Source organism: Limnohabitans sp. (assembly GCF_046052765.1).
GTDB lineage: Bacteria > Pseudomonadota > Gammaproteobacteria > Burkholderiales > Burkholderiaceae_C > Limnohabitans.
Window position 1 is genome coordinate 1 of record NZ_JAVLFQ010000078.1, and the last position, 6,155, is coordinate 6,155.

The 6,155-nt window shown below is 55.5% G+C and carries 7 protein-coding genes and 1 other RNA gene; 5 read left to right on the forward strand and 3 right to left on the reverse strand.

Annotated features, from left to right (window positions below; all coding sequences use genetic code 11):
- From AC9UG7_RS11320 to AC9UG7_RS11330, 3 genes are all read left to right on the forward strand, one after another.
- Positions 1-1,592: MBL fold metallo-hydrolase (locus AC9UG7_RS11320; RefSeq protein WP_509587784.1), on the forward strand; the 1,592-nt coding region annotated here is incomplete at its 5' end.
- A 39-nt stretch (positions 1,593-1,631) separates the two neighbouring features.
- Positions 1,632-1,916 (forward strand): BrnT family toxin, encoded by a 285-nt coding sequence (locus AC9UG7_RS11325; RefSeq protein ID WP_509587786.1) that lies wholly within the window; start codon positions 1,632-1,634, stop codon positions 1,914-1,916.
- A 4-nt stretch (positions 1,917-1,920) separates the two neighbouring features.
- Positions 1,921-2,166: a BrnA antitoxin family protein gene (locus tag AC9UG7_RS11330; RefSeq protein ID WP_509587788.1), complete on the forward strand. Its 246-nt coding sequence runs from the start codon at positions 1,921-1,923 to the stop codon at positions 2,164-2,166.
- Positions 2,167-2,193: 27 nt separating this feature from the next.
- Here the strand turns inward: AC9UG7_RS11330 and rnpB are convergent.
- The 3 genes from rnpB to AC9UG7_RS11345 form a co-directional block, all read right to left on the reverse strand.
- Positions 2,194-2,551: RNase P RNA component class A (gene rnpB / locus AC9UG7_RS11335), an RNA gene on the reverse strand.
- An 18-nt stretch (positions 2,552-2,569) separates the two neighbouring features.
- Positions 2,570-3,007 carry a type II toxin-antitoxin system VapC family toxin gene (locus AC9UG7_RS11340; protein ID WP_509587790.1) on the reverse strand — a complete coding sequence of 146 codons (438 nt, stop codon included), beginning with the start codon at positions 3,005-3,007 and terminating at the stop codon, positions 2,570-2,572.
- 6 nt (positions 3,008-3,013) lie between these two features.
- On the reverse strand, positions 3,014-3,274 hold the full coding sequence (locus AC9UG7_RS11345) for a type II toxin-antitoxin system Phd/YefM family antitoxin (protein ID WP_509587792.1): 261 nt from the start codon (positions 3,272-3,274) through the stop codon (positions 3,014-3,016).
- A gap of 160 nt (positions 3,275-3,434) precedes the next feature.
- On the opposite strand from AC9UG7_RS11345, the gene AC9UG7_RS11350 reads away from it, so the two are divergent.
- Positions 3,435-5,246, forward strand: coding sequence for an NAD(P)/FAD-dependent oxidoreductase (locus AC9UG7_RS11350; protein ID WP_509587794.1), 1,812 nt, complete (start codon positions 3,435-3,437; stop codon positions 5,244-5,246).
- A 15-nt stretch (positions 5,247-5,261) separates the two neighbouring features.
- Positions 5,262-6,155, forward strand: an 894-nt coding sequence (gene cysK, locus AC9UG7_RS11355) for a cysteine synthase A (RefSeq protein ID WP_509587796.1), incomplete at its 3' end; no start/stop codon positions are given.

Below are 6,155 nucleotides of genomic sequence, written 5' to 3' on the forward strand. Positions count from 1 at the left end.
CTGTTTTACTGTTACGCGATGGCGAGCAAGGCATGGAGGTGCTGATGACACGTCGATCTATGAGCGCGAGTTTTGCCCCTGGCGCCTATGTGTTTCCTGGTGGCGGCATTGATGCTGCAGATGCCGACATACACGCCTTGGCCAAAAGACGTAGCTCGCAAGTGGATTTGCGATTGACCCAAGCGATTGCAGCCATCCGCGAAAGTTTTGAAGAACTTGGCGTGCTGCTGGCCACGCATGCGGACGGCCGCATGGCGGACATGAACGACATACTTGGCTTTGATCGCTTGCAAGCGCTTGCGCCGCAAATTCAGTCGCGCGGCATGCGATTGGCGGCCGACCAGGTGTATGTGCTGGCGCATTGGGTGACAGATCGCGATTTGAAACGCCGATTTGACGTGCCATTTTTGGTGGCACGCATGCCCGAGGGACAAACACCAGTCGCAGACGACAAAGAACAGTTCGAGCCTTTGTGGATTCGTCCTCAAGATGCGCTGCAAAGACACCGTCAAAACGATTTTTTCATCATCTTTCCGACCATACGCACGCTAGAGCGCATGCAGACATTCGACAACGTAGACGCGGTGCTGGCCGCTTGCGCGAACGAACAACCCTGGTTTCACAGTTGCCCGCGCGCCGGTTGGTTGAACGGGCAAGAGACGCGTTACATGGAGCACGAACAGCCATTCGGTGAATTGGCTTTGACCTGTCGCGACGGGCAAATTTTGCATTCGCTCGATTGGCAAACGCAAGCACCGGTGCGTTTGCTGTCTCACGTGCAACGCTTGACCGCGCCCAACCCCGGCATGATGACTGGCCCTGGCACCAACAGTTATCTGATTGGCGACACAAACAGCGGTTTCATCGTCATAGACCCGGGCCCGCCGGACCGCGAACACATACAACGACTGTGGCAAGCCTGCGGCGGCGATGTGCGGTTCATTGTGTGCACGCATTCACATCCCGACCATTCACCCGGTGCGGCGCTTTTGAAAAAGCTTTGCGCTGAACACGGCGTGCATGTGCGCATCATGGGCATGGCATCCGCTGACACGGCACGCGCGCACAGCCGTTTTGTGCCTGACCATCCATTGAATGACGGCGACATGCTGGTGCTACACAGCGGCGAGGATACCCACACGCTGCGCGTGGTGCACACGCCTGGGCACGCAGCCAACCACTTGTGCATCATTCTTGAAGAGGACGGTTTACTGATCAGCGGCGACCATGTCTTGAACGGCAGCACCACGGTGATTGATCCGCCCGATGGCCACATGGGGCACTACCTGCACTCGCTAGATAAACTGTCTGCGCTGTGTTCGCAATACCAAGTGGAATTCATTCTGCCCGCACACGGCTACGTGCTGGGCAACGAATGGGGCGAGCCCTACAGTGCGCTCGATTGCATTGCGCGTTTGAAAACACACCGTTTGACGCGTGACGCCAAGGTGCGTCGCGTGATGCAACTCATGCCTGAAGGCAACCCCGAAAGTTGGCTGCCGCTGGCCTATGACGATGTGCAGCAACAGTTATGGCCGGTGGCTATGCGCTCTCTGATGGCGCATGTGCAATACATCCAGGGAATCCAGTGAGCACTTGAATTTGTATACACATTTGTGTATATTTAATGCATGAAGACTGCAGGATTTGATTGGGACGATGGAAATTGGCCCAAGTGCGGCAAACACGGCGTGTCTCGCGCAGAAATTGAAGAAGTGCTGCTGAATACACCTGCTGTGATGCCGGATCCTCATCCTGAAGAACCTCGAATGAGAGCTATCGGAAAGGCAATTGCAGGGCGCTACGTCTTTTTGGTATTCATGGTTCGCCAATTCAACCACAAACTTTTTTTAAGACCCATCAGTGCTCGTTTTATGCACCAGAAAGAAATAGACCACTATGAAAACAAAATCTAAAACCATGCCTACGCTCAAAAGCGATGATTCAGCTGAGGATTTTGTGAGCTCAGCGGATTTATCCAAGTACGATTTATCGGGATTCAAACCGATGAAATTTGAAATCGAAGCCAAATCTGCTGCACTCAATTTAAGGCTTCCGCAATCTCTGCTGGATGCCATCAAAGTCCGTGCAAAGACCAAAGGCATTCCGTACACACGGTACGTACGCATGCTTTTAGAAACCGATTTGGCCAAGCCTTCTGCTTAATGGAGATTTAAAGCTTGGTCAATAAAAGTGTGAAGCTCACCGATACGCCGGATTCTGTGCACGCCGGTTACCCAACGCGTGACCGTCATTCCTCTGGGCCGGGAGTCGCCTACCCGGCTCGGTGCTACCTACCCGCCAACTCAGCGGACCGCCTCAACGTTGGCCTACTTGGTATTGCTGCGCGCAGAGATTGCCCGTTTCACCCACTTTGTGGCTCGTACCTCAAGCTTGCACCTTCGGTGCGGCCCCCAAGTGACTCGTCTCTGTTGCTCTGATCCTCACCTCACGGTGGAGAGGTATTACCTCCTGCGCTGTCCTGTGCAGTCCGGACGTTCCTCCAGTGCCTGGTTTCCCAGATTGCACCAGCGACGGCCTAGCGAGCTTCACACTGGCATTATCGGCTTTAACGCTGGCGCGGCGCTGTGGCTACATCTGCAAAAGGGTTGATCAATGCAACCCCTGTAGTTTCAAAATCCGCGACATTGCGCGTGACCAGCGTCATGCGGTGTTGCAAGGCGGTGGCGGCGATCATGACGTCACGTTCGGGTTTGGGATTGGGGAGGTGCATGCGAGCGCACAAGACCGCCGTGTCTTGGGTGAACGGCAGTATGCGGTCTGCAAACGCGTTTTTCACGCGATCCAGCCAATCACGCAGGGCACTACCTTGAGGCGGCAGTTTTCTCTCTAGCGCTTGTACGCCTTTTTCCAATTCGAGCACGGTGATAGCCGATAAAAACAAGCGACTCATTTCTTTATCGGCTGCCCAAGCGCGTACTGCTTGCGATTGTTGGGGTTTGCCGTGACGCAACTCTGAAATGACGTTGGTGTCCAGCAAGTACACAGTGCATCAACCCAGGTCTGCGTCAGGAGTGCGAATGTCAACACGCGTTGGCTCAAAGTCCCAACCCTCGCTGCCTTGGATACCGTCCATGCAAGTCAACAAAGTCACGTCTTGGTGACCGCACAACTGGTAATAGTCACGGATATTGAGCAACGCGTAAGACGGTTTGCCACGATCGGTGATGATGACGGGACTTCGCTCGGCGGCGCGTTTGGCAGCGCTGACATCCCGGGTAAATTCGCGGCTGGAATAGGTGTTCAGGCTCATGGAGGGTCTCCTGAAGTAGCAATGCTTGTATGTTATGACATTTGTTCTGCCTTTTCAAGCCATTGATCCCCATTAACGTATGGCGATTTTTATAGTCGCTATTGCACACCTAGAATCTACATCTGTTGCCGCCACTGCCCGATAACCACGGGCCCCGCACATGATCCGCCTGTCCGAACTCAAACTGCCTTTGTCGGCCCTGCCGGTACAACTGCCTCGCGCCGCCGATGCGCCCGCTGAAACCGATGCCGACCGGCATCTACCGCCACACCCAGAAATTGCATTGCGCGATCTCGCCGCGCAGGCTTTAAGCATTGCCAAAGAAGACATCAATACGCTATCGGTGTTCAAACGCAGTTTCGATGCACGCAAACACAACCTGTGGGTGGTTTACATCGTCGATATTTCGCTGCACAGTGCTGCGCAATACACACAACTGTTGCAACAACACCACCGAAACCCACACATACAAGCCACGCCCGACATGGTTTGGCGCCCACCTCTGCAAGCGCCTGCCGATTGGAGCCCGCTAGACGGCCAACGCCCCGTGGTGGTGGGCTTTGGGCCTTGCGGCATATTCGCTGCGCTTGTACTGGCACAAATGGGGCTTAAACCTATCGTCATCGAACGCGGACCATCGGTGCGACAGCGTACGCAAGACACCTGGGGCTTATGGCGCAAATCGGTACTCAAACCCGAGAGCAATGTGCAATTTGGCGAAGGCGGCGCCGGCACGTTTTCTGACGGCAAGCTCTACAGCCAGATCAAAGACCCGCGCCATTTGGGTCGAAAAGTGATGCAAGAGTTTGTGAATTTCGGCGCACCAGAAGAAATACTCTGGGCGGCGCATCCGCACATAGGCACGTTCAAACTGGTCAAGGTGGTCGAAGGTTTGCGTGAACACATCATCCGCTTGGGCGGTGAGGTCAGGTTTAACCAACGCGTGGTCGACATATCGTTAGACACCCACGGCGCACAACGGCAATTACAAGCACTCCACATACTGCAACAAGACAATGGCGAGCGTTACACCTTGAACGCGCAACACGTGGTGATGGCGTTGGGGCACAGCGCACGCGACAGCTTCACCATGTTGCACAGACACGGCGTCGCCATGACAGCCAAAGCCTTTTCCATCGGTGTGCGCATCGAACACCCGCAAGGTGTGATCGACAAAGCGCGTTGGGGTATGCATGCCGGTCACCCTATGCTGGGCGCAGCCGATTACAAACTGGTGCATCACGCCGCCAATGGCCGCGCGGTATACAGCTTTTGCATGTGCCCAGGCGGTACGGTGGTGGCGGCCACCAGCGAAGCAGGACGCGTGGTCACCAACGGCATGAGTCAGTATTCGCGCAACGAGCGCAATGCGAATGCAGGTATCGTCGTCGGCATTGACCCTAGCGATTACCCGACAGATGCAGCTTCGTTTGAAGCCACCTTGGGGCAAGAAAATGGCAACGCCGTGCGTTTAGACACTTTGGATACGGCAGACGGTTTTCATCCACTGGCGGGTATGGTTTTGCAAAGACACATTGAATCGGCGGCCTTTGTCGCAGGTGGCCGCAATTACCAAGCCCCGGCGCAACTGGTGGGCGATTTGCTTGCCAACAAAGCCTCCGCCGCCTTGGGCGATGTCGAACCGTCCTACAAACCCGGCGTACATATGACCAGTTTTCAACAAGTACTACCCGCTTATGCACTGGACGCCATGCGCGAAGCGCTCCCCGTGTTTGGCAAAAAAATCAAAGGCTTTGACCGCGCAGACGCCGTGCTGACCGGTGTGGAAACTCGTACGTCTTCGCCATTGCGAATTGAGCGCGACGCGCATTTGCAAAGCCCGAATCTGCGTGGCCTGTACCCTGGCGGTGAGGGCGCAGGTTATGCAGGCGGTATTTTGTCGGCAGCGGTCGATGGCATCAAACTCGGCGAAGCGCTGGCTTGGCATCTGTTGCAAAATCCAATCCATTAAATAAGGAGTACACCCATGAAAGCACACAATATTCTGGAGACCATCGGCCACACACCGCATATCCGCATCAACCGTTTGTTCGGTGCGAATCACCAAGTGTGGATCAAGTCAGAGCGCAGCAACCCGGGTGGTTCCATCAAAGACCGCATCGCTTTATCGATGATCGAAGACGCAGAAAAATCCGGCGTACTCAAACCTGGCGGCACCATCATCGAACCCACCACGGGCAACACCGGAGTCGGTCTTGCCATGGTGGCGGCGGTCAAAGGCTACAAATTGGTGCTGGTGATGCCTGACAGTATGTCGATTGAGCGCCGCCGTTTGATGTTGGCCTATGGCGCCACGTTCGATTTGACACCGCGTGAAAAGGGCATGAAAGGCGCTATCGCCCGTGCCCAGGAATTGGTCGACGCCACCCCCGGCGCGTGGATGCCGCAGCAGTTTGAAAACCCGGCCAATATCGCGGTGCATGTGCGCACCACGGCGCTGGAAATTTTGGCGGACTTCCCAGATGGTTTGGATGCCATCATCACCGGTGTCGGCACCGGCGGTCACCTCACCGGTTGCGCACAAGTCTTGAAAGAAAAATGGCCGAATCTGCAAGTGTTTGCGGTCGAGCCCAAAGCCTCGCCTGTCATCTCCGGCGGCGCGCCCTCGCCGCACCCGATTCAAGGTATTGGCGCAGGCTTCATTCCCAAAAACCTGCACACCGATTTGCTAAGCGGCGTGATCCAAGTCGACGCAGAAGACGCACGTGAATACGGCCGCCGCGCGGCGTGTGAAGAAGGCATGCTGGTGGGTATTTCCAGCGGTGCCACGCTGGCAGCGATTGCCCAGAAGTTGCCTGAGTTACCCGCAGGTGCCAAAGTACTGGGATTTAATTACGACACGGGTGAGCGCTATTTATCA

Bases quoted from the DNA above. Each gene is read 5' to 3' on its own strand.
- AC9UG7_RS11325 (WP_509587786.1), top strand. From the start codon at position 1,632: ATGAAGACTGCAGGATTTGATTGGGACGATGGAAATTGGCCCAAGTGC.
- AC9UG7_RS11330 (WP_509587788.1), top strand. From the start codon at position 1,921: ATGCCTACGCTCAAAAGCGATGATTCAGCTGAGGATTTTGTGAGCTCA.
- AC9UG7_RS11345 (WP_509587792.1), bottom strand. From the start codon at position 3,274: ATGAGCCTGAACACCTATTCCAGCCGCGAATTTACCCGGGATGTCAGC.
- AC9UG7_RS11350 (WP_509587794.1), top strand. From the start codon at position 3,435: ATGATCCGCCTGTCCGAACTCAAACTGCCTTTGTCGGCCCTGCCGGTA.